Genomic DNA, 17,686 nt, shown 5'->3' on the forward strand with positions numbered 1-17,686 from the left:
CGTCGATTGGGGACGTCTTCTTCCCGGAAGGCCTCACCCGAGCTGTTCGAGGCCCAGTTCGTCGACGGTCATCGGCAGACCGGTGGCGAGGGACCGGTCGGCGGCGATGCCGACCGCGACCGCGTGCAGACCGTCGCGGTGGTCGGTGGCCCGGCCGAGGGGGTGCCCCTATGTGTTTGGTCAGTCCGCGGTCGGCGGTGGGCCGACCACCGCCGCACCCTTGAGGCCATTGCGTGGAAGTACCGCACCTGTTGCCCTGGCGGGACCTGCCGGAGGAGCTCGGCTCCTTCCGGACAGCCCACAAACGCCCCATCAGGCGGGCCGTCGACGGCACCTGGGCACGGATCCTGTGTCCACGTGCACGACCAGGGCGTCGTAGCTGTCGATGACCTCGGAGATGCCCCGCGTCTGGATGGTGTCCCGCCAGGCTTCCGTGTTCCGGCCGAACCACTCCGGCAGTCCGCAAGGCCCAGCCACGGCGTCCCGGAAATCATCGAGCGTCTCGATCGGCCTACCCCGCAGGTCAACCACCAGTTCCGACTCGATCCTCTTCGCCATCACGACAGAGTGATCAGCCCTCTTCCAAGGCGTCAGAGCTCCAAAGAGACAGGGCCTGGCTCGCGCACCGCACCGCGGCGCCGGGTGCGCGGCCGGGCGCCCTCGGCCTTCCCCGGCGCCCGGCGTGCGTTCAAGGTGTTGACCGCCGCCTCGCCCCGCAGCTCTTCGAGGGCGCCGCCGATCGCGTCGTCCGCGCGATCGGCTGTCCCACAGATGACAGGGCGTTGTCTGCGGGAAGACTTCGGACAGGTCCGGCCGCCGACGAGCCGTCAGCCAGGAATCCCATCAGGTGTATTGGAACTCCCACGCCTAGGCGGGGACCCCGTTCGCCCCTCCCGCCTGCACCAGGCCCGTCTGGTACGCGATGACGACGAGCTGTGCCCGGTCGCGGGCGTTGAGCTTCGTCATCGCGCGGTGGACGTGCGTCCGTACCGTCAGCGGGCTGACCACCAGCAGCTCGGCGATCTCCGCGTTGGACTTGCCCTCGGCCGCCAGCGCCATCACTTCCCGTTCGCGTCCGGTGAGGTCGGCGAGCCGTTCCTGGGGCACCAGGTGGGTGCCGGGGGCCGGGGAGGTGAGGAAGCGGGTGATCAGGGTGCGGGTGGCGCCGGGGGAAAGCAGCGCCTCCCCGGAGGCCACCGTGCGGATGCCGGCCAGCAGGGCGTCCGCGGTGACGTCCTTGCCGAGGAAGCCGCTGGCCCCGGCCCGCAGCGCCTGGGCGACGTAGTCCTCGGTCTCGAAGGTGGTCAGGATCAGCACCCGGGTGGTCGCCAGCTCCGGATCGGCGCAGATCGCCGCGGTGCCGGACAGGCCGTCCGTCCCGGGCATACGGATGTCCATGAGCACCACGTCCGGGCGGTGGGTGCGGGCCAGCTCCAGTGCCTCCGCACCGTCGGACGCCTCCCCGACGACTTCCATGTCCGGGCAGGAGCCGATCAGGATGCGGAACGTGGCCCGCAGCAGGGCCTGGTCGTCCGCGAGCAGCACTTTCACGGTCATGGAGACTCTCCTTCTATGGCGGCGGACGGCTGCAGCGGCAGCGCGGTGGTGACCTCGAAGCCGCCCTCGGGGCGGGGGCCCGCGCACAGGTCGCCGCCGATGGACTGGGCGCGCTCCCGCATGCCCCGCAGCCCGAAGCCGCCGGACGTCCCGTTGCCCACGGCGGCGGTGGCCGGGCCGTCGTTGCTGACGGTGATGAGCAGCCGGGAGTCGGCGTAGGTGAAGCCGACGTGGGCTGCGCGTTCGGGGGCGTGCTTGGCGACGTTGGTGAGGGCTTCCTGCACGATCCGGTACGCGGTCAGGTCCACGCCCGGCGTCAGCGGGCGGCGCACGCCCTCTTGGTGGACGACGACTTCCAGGCCCGCCGAGCGGTAGGAGTCGATCAGCTCGGGCAGGCGGGCGAGCCCCGGCGCCGGTTCCAGGCCCTCGCCCTCGGGCCGGTCGTCCTGGCGCAGCAGGCCCAGAGTGGCCTTGAGTTCGCGCAGCGCCGCGGAGGTGGTGCCGGTGAGGTCGTCGAGGAGCTTCCGGCTCTGCTCGGGGTTGCTGTGCGAGAGGTGGGCGGCGGTGCCGGCCTGGGCGTTGGCGAGGGCCAGGTGGTGGGCTACGACGTCGTGCAGCTCGCGGGCGATGCGCATGCGTTCCTCGGTGACCCGCAGCCGGGCCTCCTCCTCCCGGGTGCGTTCGGCGTGCTCGGCGCGGGCCTTGACCGCTTCCAGGTAGTCGCCGCGCAGCCGGGCCAGGCTGCCGCCGACGAGCGGCAGGGCCATCCAGAACACCGGGCCGATCACGGTCAGGACCGGGGAGAGGTTGCGCATGCCGTCGGAGAACAGGTTCACGGTCAGCAGGGCCACCGTGACGACGAACGCGTACAGGCGGAGGGTCCGGCGGTCGCACAGGACGGCCAGCCAGTACATCGCGGCGAGCAGCGGGGCCAGCAGCATCGGGGTGAGCAGGTAACCGCGCACGATCGCGGCGATGGTGACCCCGGCGACCACGACCACCACCGTGCGGGTGTGGGTGCGGTACTTCAGCAGGACGAAGCAGGACAGGCCGAGCATGACCTCCAGCAACTTCCCCGTGTCCGGGCGGTTGACGCCGGGGAGGCTGAGCTGGGTGCCGAAGAAGGCGCAGCCGATGAGGGCCAGCACCATCATCACGTCCAGGAAGTGGGGGAGGCGCGGGAAGCGCGACGCGTACTGCTCCACGCGCTCGGTGTAGCGCTCCAGGCTGCTGCTCATGGTCGGCTCTCTCGGTGAGGGGGCTGGCATCCATGGTGGACGACGCGAAGCCGCCCGGGTCGCTGGGACGACCCCGGGCGGCTCCCGCGCACCCGGTCAGGTGCGGGCGAGGTCCTTCTCGGCCGGTTTCGCCTCGGGCTCGGTCGGTCGGGTCAGGGCCTCGCCCTCCACGTCGACCCGGGGCAGGATCCGGTCCAGCCACTTCGGCAGCCACCAGGCCCGCTCGCCGAGCAGGGCGAGGACGGCCGGGACGATCGCCATCCGGACCACGAAGGCGTCGAGCAGGACGGCTGAGGCGAGGCCGAAGCCGATCATCTTGATCATGGCGTCGCTGTCCCCGATGAACCCGGAGAACACCGCGATCATGATCAGCGCGGCGGCCACGACGACCCGGGCGCTGTGCTGGAACCCGGAGGTCACGGCCTGGGCGGGCCGCTCGCCGTGGACGTACGCCTCGCGCATCCGCGAGACCAGGAAGACCTCGTAGTCCATGGCGAGGCCGAAGACGATGCCCATCAGGAAGATCGGCATCAGGCTCATGATGGGGCCGGTGGTCTCCACGCCCAGCAGGTCGGCGCCGTGGCCCTGCTGGAAGACCACGACCACCGCGCCGAGCGAGGCGAGCACCGAGAGCAGGAAGCCGGCGGCCGCCTTCAGCGGGACCAGGATCGAGCGGAAGACCACCAGCAGCAGGATCACGGCGAGCCCGACCACCACGAGCAGGTACGGCACCAGCGCGGACTGCACCTTCTCGGAGATGTCGATGTTCATCGCGGTGGTGCCGGTGACCTCGAAGGTCGCCCCGGCCTCGGACTCGATGCCGGGTCGGTCGCCGCGGATGGTGTTGACCAGGTCCTTGGTCTCCTGGTCGGTCGGCGCGGTGGTGGGGACGACGGAGAAGACGGCCGTGTCGCCGGATTCGTTGAACTGGGCCGGGGACACCGACACCACGCCCTCGGTGCCGCCGATCCACTCGGAGACGGTCTCGGCCGCGGCCTTCGGGTCGTCGGCGTCCTTGGCGTCCACGACCACGGTCAGCGGTCCGTTGAAGCCGGGCCCGAAGCCTTCGGCGAGCGCGTCGTAGGCCCGTCGCTGGGTGGTCTCCGTGGACTTGGCCTCGTCGCCGGGCATGCCGAGCTGGAGGTCGGTCATCGGCAGCGCCAGGGCGCCGAGGCCCGCGACGGCGGCGAGCAGCACGGGCAGCGGGCGGCGCAGCACGAAGCTCGCCCAGCGGGTGCCGCCGTTGACCTTGCGCGTCTCCCGCGGCGTACCGCCCGCTCGGCGGGCCTTGCGGGTCAGTATGGCGTTGGGCCAGAAGCCGAGGAAGGCCGGGACCAGGGTCAGCGCGATGAGGACGCCGACGGCGACCGCGCCCGCCGCGCCCAGGCCCATCTCGGTCAGCATCGGGATGCCGACGACGGAGAGACCGGCGAGCGCGATGACGACGGTGAGCCCGGCGAAGACCACGGCGGAGCCCGCGGTGCCGGTGGCGAGGGCGACGGCCTCCTGGGGAGTCCGCCCCTTGGCGCGCTCCTCGCGGTAGCGGGAGACGATGAACAGGGCGTAGTCGATGCCGACGGCCAGACCCAGCATGATCGCCACGGTGCTGGTGGTGTCGGTCAGGCCCAGCGGACCGGCCAGGGCCGTGATGGCGAACAGGCTGATGCCGACGCCGATGAGCGCGGTGAGCAGCGGGAGTCCGGCGGCGGCCAGTGAGCCGAAGGTGATCAGCAGGACGACCGCGGCGACGGACATGCCGATCGCCTCGGCGGTGCCGCTGGGTCCGCCCATGTCCTCCATGGCGTCGCCGCCTGCCTCGACGGTGAGCCCGGAGTCACGGGCGTGCTCGAGCGACTCGTCCAGGTGGCTGCGGCTGGCGTCGGTGAGTCCGGAGGCATCGACCTTGTAGGTCACGGTCGTGTACGCGGTGGAGCCGTCCTCGCTGACCGCGCCGGACTCGTACGGGTCAACGGTACTCGCGACCTGCGTGCCGTCCCCGAGTTCGGCTATCGCGGCCTCGACGGCCTGCTTGTTCTCGGTGGCGGTGACCTTCTCGCCGTTCGGCGCGACGAAGACGACGCGGGCGGTGGCGCCGTCGGCGGCGGCGCCGGGGAACCGCTCCTCCATCAGGTCGAAGGCTTCCTGCGATTCGATCCCCGGCATGGAGAAGGGTTCCTCCTCCGCCTCCGGCGCGGTCATGCCGGCGAGTCCTACGGCGGCCAGCACGGCGGCCCAGACAAGGGCGACGGTCCAGCGTCGCCTGAAGGCCAAGCGGCCTATTCGATACAGAAAAGCAGCCACGGGAAGGTCTCCACATCCAGGTCTCGAAGGTGCCTCCAGACTCCTGAAGAGGGGGGTGTCCTGTCGTCATCCGGCTGCCGACACTGTGCGGTACTGAATCCGCAGTACTACGTCCTCCGCGGGTCCCACCCGGGGACGACAGCGGGTCAGCCTCAGGTCGCGGGGCAGAGTTCCTCAACCCCGAGAACGGCACCGGCGGTCATGCCGCTACGGGCGTGTCGTCAGTGCGGACAGTTCCTGACCGTCGAAGGTGTAACCGGGCGCCGGCGTTCCTCGTCCGCGGGCGCAGCGCAAGGCACTGCCCCTGGTGAATGCCCACTTCAGGTAGGCGCGGCTGTACTTGGGCCGTGTCCTACATGGTCAGGTCGAGGCGCCGGTAGCCGGTCAGCCAGGACGTTGGGTCGGCCGCGGGGTGAGGTGCTCGCCAGGGGCGAGTCCTGTTCCGCGCGGCCTCCCGCCGAACCGGACATGACGGTTTCCCGGTCATCCGGCTCTCCAGTGATTACGGCGTGAGTGATCTGGCCGGCTGTTCCGAATGGATGCGGTCGTGGCAAACATCGCAGGCCACGACCGTTTTGCGGCGCCTTTGGCGCATGATGCGCGCCCAGTCGGAAGGCTGCCATCCGGCGTGTGCGAGGTCGGCGAGAGCGCGGACGTGAGCGGAGCCGAGGACAGCGCGCGACAGGTCGACGAGGTTCTGGCCGTCCAGGAGCTCGAGCACCTTCTGGTGCAGTCGTCCCCGCACACCGGCCCGGGACCAGATGAGAAACCGGCGGTGCACGGTCGACTTCGACGCCCCAAAGCACGGCGGCAACGCCCGCCAGGCGCAACCACTGACCAGCACATAGATGATCGCGGCGAACACCGCCTCGTCAGCGATGTTCGCAACCCCACCGCCCTGCGGACGCACCCGCGCCGGCGGCAACAGCGGCCTGGCGATCCCCCAAACGACCAACTGACCATGCAGGACACGGTCTTAATGCGGGCGAAGACAGGCTCGACACGCGCACGGACCTGTTTGTGGGAGTGATCGTGTTCCTGTTTCCACTCGGGGAGTTCTCCGCCGGGTGGGCGGCGGTGCGGAACGACGAGGCCGGTGCCCGGGTAGCCGCCGTCGGCGATGGTGGTGGTCCTGCCGACGGCGGCCTTCGCTCCCGATTCCTCCCAGGCCTTGCTGCCGTGGCGGTGGCCGGGCACCGGGCGTCCGATCGCCACGACCAGTCAGGTGTCGGCGTCGATGACGACCTGGTGGTTGGTGGAGTACTTGTAGTTCTTCGACTGCTCGGCGACGGTGTGGTCGACGATCCGGTCGGCAGCGGACTTTGAGACGCCGAAGAGCGGGGCGTGTTGGCGCAGGGTGAGGTTGGTCCGCCAGTACGCGGCCATCAGCAACACCCGGTCCTCCAGGGGCGGCGACCAGGGCCGACCAGCCCGGGGAGCATCGGCTCCCTCACGACGCAGCATCGTGATCAGCTTGCCGAACGCTCGCGGACTCAGCCCGGTGAACGGGGCTGTCCAAGACGGCCCCGACGCCGTGATCACACCAGCCACACCAAGATCATGTCACTTGTAAAGGGCGTTGGATGTAGCATCGCGCGTCCCCGGGCGGCTCGGCCGTTGCCCGACCACTCCTGGCGCACACCAGCATGGCGAAAGGCGAATCCGTGGGTACTGGGCAAGTACGGCCTTCCCCCGCGGCCAACAGCCCGCAGTACAGCGCCGGCGCCTGGTTGTTCGGCTGGGTGGTCTTTCTGGGATCGGGGTCTGCGACCGCGGTGCTGCTGCTCGACTCCTGGGCGAGCTGCCACCTCGGTCGCCATGTACAGCCGTTCGTCTGGTTGGTGGTGGCAGTGATCGGTACGGCGACGGCCTCGACCGTACTGTGGGCTGTGATGCGCAAGTTGACCGGTCGCCGGGGCCTGCTGGCACCCCTGGCACTGACGGTTTTTGCCACAGTGATATTGCTCGGGCTCGTGCTGGCGACTTGGTATCAGTCGCCGGGCCACCCTGACAGCCTGTGCTGAGCGGGCATTCTGCAGACCTGATTGCCTCGCCCAGCCAGCGGTTGCGGGACAGCCCTTGGGCTCCGTCAGTGCGCCGTTCCCAACCTCGCGCGTCAACGCGAGGTTGGGAACGGCGCACTGACTACGCCCGAACGGTGGGTTTACCGACAGGATCCCCGCAGCGGTAGAGCGGAATGACAGCGATGCATGCAAGCCTCGTACCGAGGCCCTTCCCGCGATACCCAATGGAATCAACGAGCGGCGTCAGATGTGGTCAATCGTAGAGCCGGGGGTGGTCCTCGTGCGCGACGTACGCGGACGGGCCAACAATGCAACGAACGGCCGCAGTTGGTGGTGGGACCCGCTGGGTCCCACGGGAATCCCTTATCGATTCATCGGTGGACTCCGCGACGCTTGCTCGCCTTGGTTCTCCAGCTTGAACTCGGCTTCTGAGCTGGTTCTCTTTTGGCAGTGGAAGTGGCGGGCCTTCGACAGTCATTCGATCACCATCCGTTCTGACGGCTGGTGGGATCCGTCACCGGGCTGTTCTGCCCGTAACTCGGGGTGAGGTCACCCCCAGACGCGACAAGGGGAATCAATGACGTCTTACGACGATGCAGACCCGGTGATCTTCCCAGCCGGCGCCGCGACGCAGACCAGCGCCGCAGAGGCCGCGAGAGGCGAGTGGGATGCCGTTGTCGTCGGCGGCGGCATGGCAGGTTCCATCGTCGCCGAGCAGTTGAGCCAGGCAGGCTACAAGGTGCTGATTCTCGAAGCCGGCCCCGGCAAGGACCTGGACCTCGCCGAGTACGAGTCGTACCTGTCGCGGTTCTACGGCGCAGTCATCAAGGACAACCAGTCACCCTACCCGTTCAACCCCAATGCCCGGATGCCCAGGAGCACCGACACCATGCCGGTGCGTCCGGACACACCCCGAGACGACTTCTACCTCGTACAAGAGGACAAGTACTGCACGGACACCACCTTCACTCGGGTCCTCGGCGGCACCTCCATGCATTGGGAGGGGAAAGCGCTGCGCATGCTTCCCGAGGACTTCAATCTGCAAACCAAGTACGGCCAGGGCCTGAACTGGCCGCTCGGCTATGACGACCTGGAACCCTACTACCGGCAGGCCGAGGCCGAACTGGGCGTAGCCGCCGAAGTCGAGGACCAGGCATACCTGGGAATGCATTTCCCCAGGGGATACGTGTTCCCGATGCACCGCATGCCGCCGTCCTATCTCGACCAGACGGTCGCCCGAGGCGTGGACGGCATGCGGGTCAACCTGGCGGACGACGATTACACCCTCCAGGTGCGGAGCTTTCCGCAGGCCCGTAACGGCGTGCCGAACGCCGCGTACGACGGCGGCAAGGGCTTCGTCCCGGTCGGCGCGGTGAGCACGAGCCAGGTGGAAGAGGGCGAGCGGTGTCAGGGCAACACCAACTGCGTCCCGATCTGCCCCGTGCAGGCCAAGTATCACGCGGGAAAGACGCTGGCCAAGGCGCTCCGCAAGGGCAACGTCAAGATCGTGACGCAGGCCGTCGCGTCCAAGGTCGAGATCAACGAGCAGGACCAACGGGTGACCGGGATCACCATCAAGAACTACCAGTCGCTCGACTCCGACAGTTACGAGACGTACACGGTGAAGGGCACCGTCTACATTCTCTGCGCGCACGCCATCGAGAACGCCCGGCTCATGCTGGCCTCCGACATGCAGCGTATGAGCCGCAGCAAGCTCATCGGCTGCAACCTGATGGACCATGCGTACCTGCTGTCCTGGGGCCTGCTGCCCGAGCCGGCCGGCACGATGCGAGGCACCTCCTGCACGAGCGGAATCACCGACCTGCGCGGCGGGCGATTCCGCGCAACCCAGGCCGGATTCGGCGTGGACATCCACAACGACGGCTGGGGGTGGGCAACCGGCTCGCCCTACACGGACCTGGTCGAACTCGTCGACAAGCGCGGCCTGCGCGGGGCGGAGTTGCGCAGGACGCTCGGGAACCAGATCTCCCGACAGCTTCTGCTGGCCTTCATGATCGACCTGCTGCCCGACAGGAGCAACACGGTCACTGTGGACGATCGGTACAAGGATGCCATCGGCAACTTGAAACCGGTCGTGTCGCTCAAGATCCCGCCCTACACCATGCGGGGCGCCGCATTCGCCCGCAAGCTCGCGACCGACATCTTCGAGAAGCTCGGTGCTGAGGATCGGACCACGTACGACAAGGACCGCTACAGCGCCGTCGAGCACGACGGCCAGTGGTACAACATCGTGGGCGGCAACCACCTCGCGGGCACCCACATCATGGGAACCGACCCGGCGAACTCGGTGGTCGACCACACCCAGCAGTCGTGGGACCACGACAACCTCTACCTTGTCGGGCCCGGCAGCCTGCCCTCGATCGGGACTTCCAACATCAGCCTGACCATGGCGGCGCTCGCCTTCCGCAGTTCGACCCACATCGTCAGGTACCTGCGTGCCGCGAAGGCGCCGGCCACCGTCCGCAGCTAGACGGCCAACAGATCGGCGGGTCGAACGCGACACCGGTCACCGCAACCGCCACCGCCCACGATTGGGGGAACATGTCCGTTTCGGAATCAGAGCCGTCCCAGGGCTCCAGGATCCAGACCATCGAGGAGCTGCACGAGTACCTCTACAAGGGGCTCCAGCTGGAGCATGCGACGCTCCCGCCCTACCTGACCGCCCTCTACTCGCTGCAGCCGGGGAAGAACTCGGACGCCTGGCACGTCATCAGGGTCGTGGCCGTCGAGGAGATGCTGCACCTCACCCTGGTCGCGAACGTCATGAACGCCGTGGGCGGGACGCCGGACCTCACCAAGCCCAGCTTCGTGCCGAACTATCCGACGCACCTGCCGTGTGGTCCGGATTACTTCGAGGTGCATCTCCGGCCGTTCTCGCACGAGGCTCTCGACACGTTCCTGAAGATCGAGAAGCCCGCGCAGGCGAGTAGTGAGGAAGACAGGCTCGTACCGATGGACTGGGCGGCCCTTGGGCTGACGTCCAACGGCGCGGCGCCGCCACCGGAGAAACTGGCGGAACTCGAGGAGTCCGGCACCGTCCTCGGCCTCGTCCCTGGAGAACCCACCCAGCGTTTCCTGAGCATCGGTGAGTTCTACGAGGAGATCATCCGGGGAATCAACCACCTGGAGGACCAGGCCCGTAAGGAAGGGAAGACGATTTTCACCGGCGATCCCGCTCGCCAGGTGACCCCCGAGTACTTCTACTCGGGTGGCGGCGACGTGATCAAGGTGACTGGGCGCGACACCGCGGTCGCGGCGCTCACCCTCGTCGCGGAGCAGGGCGAAGGACTGCACGGCGGCATCTTCGACAGCCAGGATGAAATCGCCCACTACTACAGGTTCCAGCAACTGAAGAAGGGGCGGTACTACCAGAAGGGTGACAAGCCGGGCGAGCCTTCCGGCCCGGATCTGAACGTCGACTGGAGTGCCGTCTATCCGGTGAAGCCGGACATCAAGCTGGCGGACCTCGCGGGAGACCCGGAAATCCTGGCGGCGGCCAAGGAATTCAACCAGTCCTACGCCACCTTCCTGATCAGTATCAATCTGGCCTACAACGGTCAGCCCGACCTGCTGCTCAAGGCGGTCTGGGAGATGTTCCGCATTCGCGACAGCATGAACCGGCTCATCCGCAACCCGCTCACAGGGCATCCAGGGGCGAACGCCGGCCCGACATTCGAGATCTAGACCGTCGAAGGAGGTGGCATCGTGACGCAAGGAACGACCACACAAGAGAAGCTACGCGAATTCGTGAAGTTCTCTGCCACTGTGACCGGGTTCAACGAGTTCGACCTATGGGGAACCGGTCAGGCAGAGGCGTACTACGAAACGGTCGTGAATCAAGAAGGGCCGGATGCGATCCAGAAAGTGATCTCTGCCGATCCCTCTGTCGTTCCCGCCGATCCAGTCGTGAAAAGCATCATCAAGCTCTGGTACGTCGGCGTCTGGTACGGCCCGGAACTGGCGGGACGCGTGGACGTGGCGGCCTGGACGGCGCCCGGACGGGGCGGAGCGAAGCCCACCGTCCCGGATGACAGCCAGCCCGAGGGAAGCCGGCCCAGGCAGCCCGCGTCCGGACAGCACCAGGCCGGGGAAGACCGCGCGCACGGCAGAGACGGACGCACACCCCCGTTCGTCGTCTCCCCCGACGCCTACACCGAGGGACTGCTGTGGCGGGCGATCGGTGCCCACCCATCCGGCGCGAAGGCGCCGGGCTACGGGTCGTGGGCCAATCCGCCCACATTCGAGAACTACCAGAAGAAGGAAGTGCAATGACCGGCACTGGGCCGTTTCCAGCCTGACGGTGGCGCCGGGGCGGCAGGCTCTGCCGGCCCTGGCCCACCTGCGGTGCGGCGACACCTGCGTACAGCTTGCCGCCGGGTTCGGCATCGGCATCGCGACCGTCTGTCGCTACGTGCGCGAGGCCGTTGAAGTGCTCGCCGTCCTCGCACCGAGTCTGGCCGAGGCGATGAGGACGGCACGCACGACCTGACCGCGGCCCGCGCACACGGGATCGTCCACGCCCTCACAGAGGCGGGACTCAAGTGCTGGGCGGACAAGGCGTACCAGGGCGCGGGCCGCCCCGTCCGTGTCCCGTTCCGGGGCCGTCGACTCAAGCGGTGGCAGCGACGGCACAACACCACCCATGCCAAGATCCGCTGCGTCGGCGAGCAGGCCATGGCCGCCTTGAAAGGCCGGCGCCTGCTGCGGAAACTCCGTTGCGGCACCAACCGCATCACGCGACAGCGTGAAGGCCGTCCCCGTCCTTCACCATGCGTCAGCATGAGGTTGAAAACGGCTCCTTGGCTCATGCCATGATCCGGCATCATGAGTGACCGATCGCTTTCGCCCGCCTGGCTGACCTCGTGGACGGACGGAATCTCCAGGACTCTCGCGGCCATGACGGGCGAGTTCGAGGATCGGCACGGTTTCCCTCCTGGGACCAACGAGGTCCGGCCGGCCGGCCACGGTGATCGAGTCGCGGCTCGCAGGCTTGCCCAAGTCGCCCCTGCACCAGCTGACCTGGTCACCTTCTACGACAGCATCGGCGATGTCACCTGGGCGGACGTCGGCAACGGCTACTTCCTCGAGCCGGCCATCGACGTCCTGCAGCGACTCCAGGAGGACGGCATCGTCGATGCCGGCACGGACCGAAAGGTCCATGGCCTGGTCATCGGCTCGAACGGTGGTGGCCTGGCCTACCTCGCGGGCCCTGATGGGGCGGTCTACCGGACGCGGACGGCGTCGCTGGACGAACCGGAGCTCGACAAGGTGGCCGATGACCTGCGGCAGTTCCTGGAGCTGCTGGAGCACTGCCTGACACGGTTCATCGCCGACGGCGAGACGGAAAACCTGTAACCGCAGGCACCAAGCGCCCATTCCATCAGGCGCTGTTGGCGAGACCTTGGCCCGGAAACGCCCCGGAACCGCTGGTCAGAGCTGGGACACGGGTGGGAGACATCGGGATCAAGGGTGTGTTTCCGCTCGCTGCTCAAAAGCGCTCCGAGGAGGGCGCCTGCCGGGCATCAGCCCTGGTCAGACGCCCTTTCCCTGCGCCTAGAAGAAGCCCAGCTTCTTCGGCGAGTACGACACCAGCAGGTTCTTCGTCTGCTGGTAGTGGTCCAGCATCATCTTGTGCGTCTCCCGGCCGATCCCGGACTGCTTGTAGCCGCCGAACGCCGCGTGCGCGGGGTAGGCGTGGTAGCAGTTCGTCCAGACGCGGCCCGCCTGGATCGCGCGCCCGGCGCGGTAGGCCGTGTTGATGTCGCGGGTCCACACGCCCGCGCCGAGGCCGTACGACGTGTCGTTGGCGATCCTGATCGCGTCGTCGAAGCCGTCGAACGAGGCCACCGAGACGACGGGACCGAAGATCTCCTCCTGGAAGACGCGCATCCGGTTGTCGCCCTCGAAGATGGTCGGCTGCACGTAGTAGCCGCCCTTCAAGTCACCGTCGTACTCGGCGCGTTCGCCGCCCGTGAGGACCTTGGCGCCCTCCTTCCGGCCGATGTCGATGTAGGACAGGATCTTGGTGAGCTGCTCGCTGGAGGCCTGCGCGCCGATCATCGTGTCGGTGTCGAGCGGGTGTCCGGGCCTGATCAGCTCGGTGCGGGCGACGGCCGCGGCCAGGAAGTCGGGGTAGTTGCCGCGCTGGATCAGTCCCCGGGAGGGGCACGTGCACACCTCGCCCTGGTTCAGCGCGAACATCGTGAACCCCTCGAGGGCCTTGTCACGCAGCTCGTCGTCCTTCTCCCACACGTCGTCGAAGAAGATGTTCGGCGACTTGCCGCCCAGCTCCAGCGTGACCGGCTTCAGGTTCTCGGCCGCGTACTGCATGATCAGCCGCCCCGTGGACGTCTCGCCGGTGAAGGCCACCTTCGCCACCCGCGGACTCGACGCGAGCGGCTTTCCGGCCTCCGGGCCGAAGCCGTTGACGATGTTCAGCACGCCCGGCGGCAGCAGGTCGGAGACGAGGCTCAGCCAGTAGTGGATGGAGACCGGCGTCTGCTCGGCGGGCTTGAGGACGACCGCGTTGCCCGCGGCGAGGGCGGGTGCGAGCTTCCATGTCGCCATCAGGATGGGGAAGTTCCACGGGATGATCTGGGCGACGACGCCCAGCGGCTCGTGGAAGTGGTAGGCGACCGTGTCGTCGTCGACCTCGCTGAGCGAGCCCTCCTGGGCGCGCACGGCCCCGGCGAAGTAGCGGAAGTGGTCGATGGCCAGCGGGATGTCGGCCGCCAGGGTCTCCCGCACGGGCTTGCCGTTCTCCCAGCTCTCCGCCACCGCGAGTGCTTCCAGGCCGGCCTCCATGCGGTCGGCGATCTTCAGCAGGATGTCGGACCGCTCGGACGCCGGCCTGCGCCCCCAGCCGGGCGCGGCCGCGTGCGCCGCGTCGAGCGCCGCCTCGACGTCCTCCGCCGTGCCGCGCGCCACCTCGGTGAACGGCTGTCCGTTCACCGGGCTCGGGTTCTCGAAGTACCGCCCCGCGACCGGAGGTACGTACTCGCCGCCGATGAAGTGGTCGTAGCGGGACTGGTAGGAGACGATCGCGCCCTCGCTCCCGGGCGCCGCGTAACGGGTCATACGGAACTGGCCTCCTTCGGCAGCGCTGCCCGCCGTCGGGCAGCTCCGCGCCGGAGCGTAGGGACACGGACGTTGCAACCACGTTGCGGACGGGCGGCGTCGCTACCGGTCCTCGAAGCGGGTCCAGCCGTCCGGGGCCCTCAACTCCGATTCGAGCGTGGCCAGCCGGACCCGGTTCACGGCCGTCGGCCGGGCCGTGGCCAGCGCCCGCCACGCCTCCACGTCCTCCTCGCCCCACGGCGCGTGGACCCAGTCGGCCAGCAGGTCGGGATCCGAGCGGGCGATCAGCGCCGCGCGCAGACCGTCGGCGAGGCGGCGCCTGAGCCGTACAACCGCGGGGGCCCGCGAGGCCGGCAGCAACGGGCCCGGGTAGGCGGCCAGGGCGGTGGTGACCGCACCGGTCGCCAGCCGGCGTTCGACGACGGCGACGTCCGACTCCAGGGACGCCGTGAGCCGGTAGGGCCGCGACGCGAGCAGTCCCGGCCCGAGGACCTGGCGCAGCCGGGCGAGCTCCGCGCGCAGTGTCACCGGCGTCACCGACTCGTCCTCGTACAGGGCGCACAGCAGTTCGTCACCGGTCAGGCCGTCGGGACGCCCGGCCAGCAGGACGAGGATCTCGCTGTGCCGGCGGCTGAGCCGGATCCTGCGGCCCTCCGTCGTCAGCACCGCCCGGTCGCGGCCCAGTGCCGCCAGTTCGGGCCCGCCGGCAGCCCGGCTCCCGGGGGCGAGCAGCGCCAGCCGGTACTCCGCCGCGCGCGCCACGGCCTGCACGAACCCCAGGCTGTGCGGATGCGCGAGGCCGTCCCCGCCGGTGATGTCCACGGCACCGAGCAGCCGCCCCGTGCGAGGGTCGTGGACCGGGGCCGCCGCGCACGTCCACGGCTGTACGCGCCGCACGAAGTGCTCGGCCGCGAACACCTGGACCGGACGGCCCACGGCGACCGCCGTGCCCGGCGCGTTCGTCCCGACCGCGCTCTCCGACCACCGCGCGCCCGGCACGAAGTTCATCCGCCGTGCCCGCCGCAGCGTCGACGTGTGCCCCTCGACCCACAGCAGCCTGCCGCGCGCGTCGCACACCGCGAGCAGGTGCCGGCCGTCGGAGACGAACGTGCCCAGCAACTCCCGGAACAGCGGCATCACATGCGCCAGCGGGTGCTCGGCCCGGCAGGCCCCCAGATCACTGTCCGTCAGTTCGATGTCGGCGGTGCCGTCCGGGTGCACCCCGGCGCGTGCCGAGCGCCGCCACGACTCGGCGACCACGCCGCGCACCGGGCGCGGCACCGTACCGGCTTCGGTGAAGGCATCGTGCGCCCGGTGCAGCACGCGTACGCGCTCGGCAGGGTCGGCTCCTGGCTCCAGGGCCACCCAGGGATCGGTCACCATGGCCTCCCGCGGGGCGATGCGCTGGGGGACATCGTCGCCCGGCGCGCGCGGGGCGACAACCATGTCGACGAGGGCGGTCCCCGCCGTCGCCGCCGGCATGGCCTCCCCTGGCTCCGGTGACCTGGCCGGCCGGTGTGCGAGTGGCGGCGCCCCGCACCGCGGGGAACACTGGCTGAACGGGCCGTTGCCGTTCGTCGGTCCGGGAAGTGCCGGGTGAGACGTGGTCTCACGGCTGTATGTCACCAGGGAGACGCGCATGTCCTCGAAGAGGCGCCGCAAGAAGAAGTCGCGCCGCAACCACGCGGCGAACCACGGGAAGCGACCGCAGTCCTGAACGGGAGTACCGCCGGCCGGCAGCGCTGAGGACGAGCCGGTGCCGGGCGACTCACCGAAAAGCTCCCTCCTGCACTAGGTAGACTGATCTACCTAGTGCAGGAGGGAGCTGTGATGAGCGAGACCGGAACGCGGCGAGGGGCCGCGCGGGAGAAGCTGCTCGCCGCCGCTGCGCGCCGTTTCTACGCGGACGGTGTGACGGCGACGGGCATCGACACGATCACCGCCGAGGCGGGCGTGGCGAAGATGAGCCTGTACAACAACTTCTCCTCCAAGGCCGATCTGGTGAGGGCCTACCTCGACGCACGGCATGAGGAGTGGCTGGGCCTGTACCGGCGCCGGCTGGAGCGGTCCCAAGACGGCCGCGGGGGAGTGCTGGCCGTCTTCGACGCGTATGCCGATCACGCCGCCCACGCCTACGAGCACGGGTTCCGGGGCTGCGGTCTGCTGAACGCGGCCGCCGAGCTGCCCGCCGGGGACGAGGGCCGGGCCGTGGTGCGCCGGCACAAGGAGGAGGTCGAGTCCCTGCTCGCCGGCCACCTCGAGGAGCTGCTTCCCGGACGGCCCGCGGAAGCGCGCGCGGTGGCGGAGCACCTGGCGTTCCTGCTGGAGGGCGCGATGGCCCGCGCCGGCCTGGAGGGCGTGGGCACGCGCCTGGAGCACGCCCGGGCGATGGCGACCGACCTGCTGGACCGGCTGTGACCCGGCGCCGGCCCCGCGGCGGTACGACGGGTGCGGGAGCGGTGTGCGTGCTGGTGGCGTCGGTGCTGTGGGGCACCACGGGCACCGCCGCGACCTTCGCCCCCGCGGTGGGACCGCTCGCGATCGGGGCCGTCGCCATGGGCCTGGGCGGACTGCTCCAGGCCCTCGTCGCCGCCCCGCGTATCCGTCGGGAAGCCCCTCGGCTGCGGGCGCACAAGGGGGCGGTGCTGATCGGCCTGCTGTCGGTCGGGGCCTACCCCCTGGCCTTCTACTCCTCCATGCGTCTGGCCGGGGTCGCCGTCGGCACCGTGGTGTCGATCGGCTCGGCCCCGCTCGCCTCGGCCCTGATCGAGCGCGTCGTCGACGAGCGCCGCCTCACGCGCCGCTGGATGACCGGCGCGGCGCTGGGCCTGTCCGGGACGGTGCTGCTGTGCGCGGCCGAAGCCGCCGGCGCCCACTCCGGCTCCGGGGCCCGGTCCGCGGGGGAGACCGTGCTCGGCGTGGGGCTCGGCCTGGTGGCCGGGCTCACCTACGCCCTGTACTCCTGGGCGGCCCATCGTCTGATCAGCCGCGGTGTCACCTCCGGCGCGGCCATGGGTACGGTCTTCGGCCTCGGCGGACTGCTGTTGCTGCCGGTGCTGCTGGCCACCGGGGGCCCGCTCCTCGACTCCTGGTCCAACGCGTCCGTCGGCATCTACATGGCCCTGGTGCCGATGTTCGTCGGATACGTCCTGTTCGGCTGGGGCCTCGCACACGTTCCGGCGAGCACCGCGACCACCCTCTCGCTGCTGGAACCCGCCGTCGCCGCAGTCCTGGCCGTGCTCGTCGTCGGTGAACGCCTGCCCCTGCCGGGATGGGCCGGCATCGCCCTGGTCGTCGGATGCCTTGCGGTACTCACCCTGCCGGCCCGCACCACGGCGAGGTCCCGGGCGACCACCACGGAGGCGAACGCCGCCGCCCGGACGGACACCGCCGCACTGGCAGGGCACGCCGAAACCCCATGAACCCACGACACCCGGACGCGACCCGGCGTCACGCGCGGCTCGGTGA

Annotated in this window: 15 protein-coding genes and 3 pseudogenes; 10 read left to right on the top strand and 8 right to left on the bottom strand. The window is 69.5% G+C overall.

All coding sequences use genetic code 11. The features are described 5' to 3' along the window. Positions 1-183: 183 nt before the first annotated feature. Positions 184-347: pseudogene (locus tag ACZ62B_RS29110) on the top strand (transposase); the annotation flags it as partial. Here ACZ62B_RS29110 and ACZ62B_RS29115 read toward each other — a convergent pair. The 6 genes and pseudogenes from ACZ62B_RS29115 to ACZ62B_RS29140 form a co-directional block, all read right to left on the bottom strand. Then, positions 313-558: a barstar family protein gene (locus ACZ62B_RS29115; RefSeq protein WP_469692672.1), complete on the bottom strand. Its 246-nt coding sequence runs from the start codon at positions 556-558 to the stop codon at positions 313-315. The pseudogene ACZ62B_RS29110 and the gene ACZ62B_RS29115 overlap by 35 nt on opposite strands. A gap of 309 nt (positions 559-867) precedes the next feature. After that, entirely contained in the window at positions 868-1,557 is a 690-nt protein-coding gene (locus tag ACZ62B_RS29120; protein ID WP_468722751.1) for a response regulator transcription factor, read from the bottom strand. After that, positions 1,554-2,795 carry a sensor histidine kinase gene (locus ACZ62B_RS29125; RefSeq protein ID WP_468722749.1) on the bottom strand — a complete coding sequence of 414 codons (1,242 nt, stop codon included), beginning with the start codon at positions 2,793-2,795 and terminating at the stop codon, positions 1,554-1,556. Before ACZ62B_RS29125 ends, ACZ62B_RS29120 begins: the two co-directional genes overlap by 4 nt. Positions 2,796-2,891: 96 nt before the next feature. Next, a complete protein-coding gene (locus ACZ62B_RS29130) occupies positions 2,892-5,096 on the bottom strand; it encodes an MMPL family transporter (protein WP_468887083.1) in 2,205 nt (734 codons plus the stop codon). Between the two features lie 502 nt (positions 5,097-5,598). Further along, entirely contained in the window at positions 5,599-6,063 is a 465-nt protein-coding gene (locus tag ACZ62B_RS29135; RefSeq protein WP_468722858.1) for a transposase, read from the bottom strand. 5 nt (positions 6,064-6,068) lie between these two features. After that, positions 6,069-6,647 (bottom strand): annotated as a pseudogene (locus tag ACZ62B_RS29140) (transposase family protein); the annotation flags it as partial. Positions 6,648-6,871: 224 nt separating this feature from the next. Between ACZ62B_RS29140 and ACZ62B_RS29145 the strand changes: the two are divergent. The 6 genes and pseudogenes from ACZ62B_RS29145 (at position 6,872) to ACZ62B_RS29170 (ending at position 12,496) form a co-directional block, all read left to right on the top strand. Then, the gene (locus ACZ62B_RS29145) at positions 6,872-7,120 is read left to right on the top strand and encodes a hypothetical protein (protein ID WP_344566693.1); all 249 of its coding nucleotides are present in this window, start codon (positions 6,872-6,874) and stop codon (positions 7,118-7,120) included. Positions 7,121-7,697: 577 nt separating this feature from the next. Further along, positions 7,698-9,611, top strand: a complete 1,914-nt coding sequence (locus ACZ62B_RS29150; protein ID WP_468722741.1) for a GMC family oxidoreductase — start codon at positions 7,698-7,700, stop codon at positions 9,609-9,611. Between the two features lie 71 nt (positions 9,612-9,682). Continuing rightward, positions 9,683-10,825 carry a ferritin-like domain-containing protein gene (locus ACZ62B_RS29155; protein WP_468722739.1) on the top strand — a complete coding sequence of 381 codons (1,143 nt, stop codon included), beginning with the start codon at positions 9,683-9,685 and terminating at the stop codon, positions 10,823-10,825. A 21-nt stretch (positions 10,826-10,846) separates the two neighbouring features. Next, positions 10,847-11,413 (top strand): hypothetical protein, encoded by a 567-nt coding sequence (locus ACZ62B_RS29160; protein ID WP_469692676.1) that lies wholly within the window; start codon positions 10,847-10,849, stop codon positions 11,411-11,413. Next, a pseudogene (locus ACZ62B_RS29165) lies at positions 11,370-11,924 on the top strand (helix-turn-helix domain-containing protein). Before ACZ62B_RS29160 ends, ACZ62B_RS29165 begins: the two are co-directional and overlap by 44 nt. Positions 11,925-12,037: 113 nt before the next feature. Then, entirely contained in the window at positions 12,038-12,496 is a 459-nt protein-coding gene (locus ACZ62B_RS29170; RefSeq protein ID WP_469692678.1) for an SMI1/KNR4 family protein, read from the top strand. 198 nt (positions 12,497-12,694) lie between these two features. Here the strand turns inward: ACZ62B_RS29170 and exaC are convergent, their stop codons facing one another. Together exaC and ACZ62B_RS29180 are read right to left on the bottom strand one after the other, a co-directional pair. Beyond that, a complete protein-coding gene (exaC, locus tag ACZ62B_RS29175; protein ID WP_469692680.1) occupies positions 12,695-14,218 on the bottom strand; it encodes an acetaldehyde dehydrogenase ExaC in 1,524 nt (507 codons plus the stop codon). A gap of 102 nt (positions 14,219-14,320) precedes the next feature. Then, the gene (locus tag ACZ62B_RS29180; protein WP_344566781.1) at positions 14,321-15,598 is read right to left on the bottom strand and encodes a GAF domain-containing protein; all 1,278 of its coding nucleotides are present in this window, start codon (positions 15,596-15,598) and stop codon (positions 14,321-14,323) included. Positions 15,599-15,857: 259 nt separating this feature from the next. On the opposite strand from ACZ62B_RS29180, the gene ACZ62B_RS29185 reads away from it, so the two are divergent. From ACZ62B_RS29185 to ACZ62B_RS29195, 3 genes are all read left to right on the top strand, one after another. Next, complete coding sequence (locus ACZ62B_RS29185) at positions 15,858-15,935, top strand: 50S ribosomal protein bL37 (protein WP_465270132.1); 78 nt, start codon at positions 15,858-15,860, stop codon at positions 15,933-15,935. 113 nt (positions 15,936-16,048) lie between these two features. Continuing rightward, complete coding sequence (locus tag ACZ62B_RS29190) at positions 16,049-16,636, top strand: TetR/AcrR family transcriptional regulator (protein ID WP_468880502.1); 588 nt, start codon at positions 16,049-16,051, stop codon at positions 16,634-16,636. Continuing rightward, entirely contained in the window at positions 16,633-17,640 is a 1,008-nt protein-coding gene (locus ACZ62B_RS29195) for a DMT family transporter (RefSeq protein WP_468880500.1), read from the top strand. Before ACZ62B_RS29190 ends, ACZ62B_RS29195 begins: the two co-directional genes overlap by 4 nt. The last annotated feature ends 46 nt before the right edge of the window (positions 17,641-17,686 follow it).

It is taken from the genome of Streptomyces sp. NPDC053426 (genome assembly GCF_055585405.1).

Coding starts and splice junctions, on each gene's coding strand:
- ACZ62B_RS29115 (WP_469692672.1), bottom strand. CDS start 558: ATGGCGAAGAGGATCGAGTCGGAACTGGTGGTTGACCTGCGGGGTAGG.
- ACZ62B_RS29120 (WP_468722751.1), bottom strand. CDS start 1,557: ATGACCGTGAAAGTGCTGCTCGCGGACGACCAGGCCCTGCTGCGGGCC.
- ACZ62B_RS29125 (WP_468722749.1), bottom strand. CDS start 2,795: ATGAGCAGCAGCCTGGAGCGCTACACCGAGCGCGTGGAGCAGTACGCG.
- ACZ62B_RS29150 (WP_468722741.1), top strand. CDS start 7,698: ATGACGTCTTACGACGATGCAGACCCGGTGATCTTCCCAGCCGGCGCC.
- ACZ62B_RS29155 (WP_468722739.1), top strand. CDS start 9,683: ATGTCCGTTTCGGAATCAGAGCCGTCCCAGGGCTCCAGGATCCAGACC.
- ACZ62B_RS29170 (WP_469692678.1), top strand. CDS start 12,038: ATGACGGGCGAGTTCGAGGATCGGCACGGTTTCCCTCCTGGGACCAAC.
- exaC (WP_469692680.1), bottom strand. CDS start 14,218: ATGACCCGTTACGCGGCGCCCGGGAGCGAGGGCGCGATCGTCTCCTAC.
- ACZ62B_RS29185 (WP_465270132.1), top strand. CDS start 15,858: ATGTCCTCGAAGAGGCGCCGCAAGAAGAAGTCGCGCCGCAACCACGCG.
- ACZ62B_RS29190 (WP_468880502.1), top strand. CDS start 16,049: ATGAGCGAGACCGGAACGCGGCGAGGGGCCGCGCGGGAGAAGCTGCTC.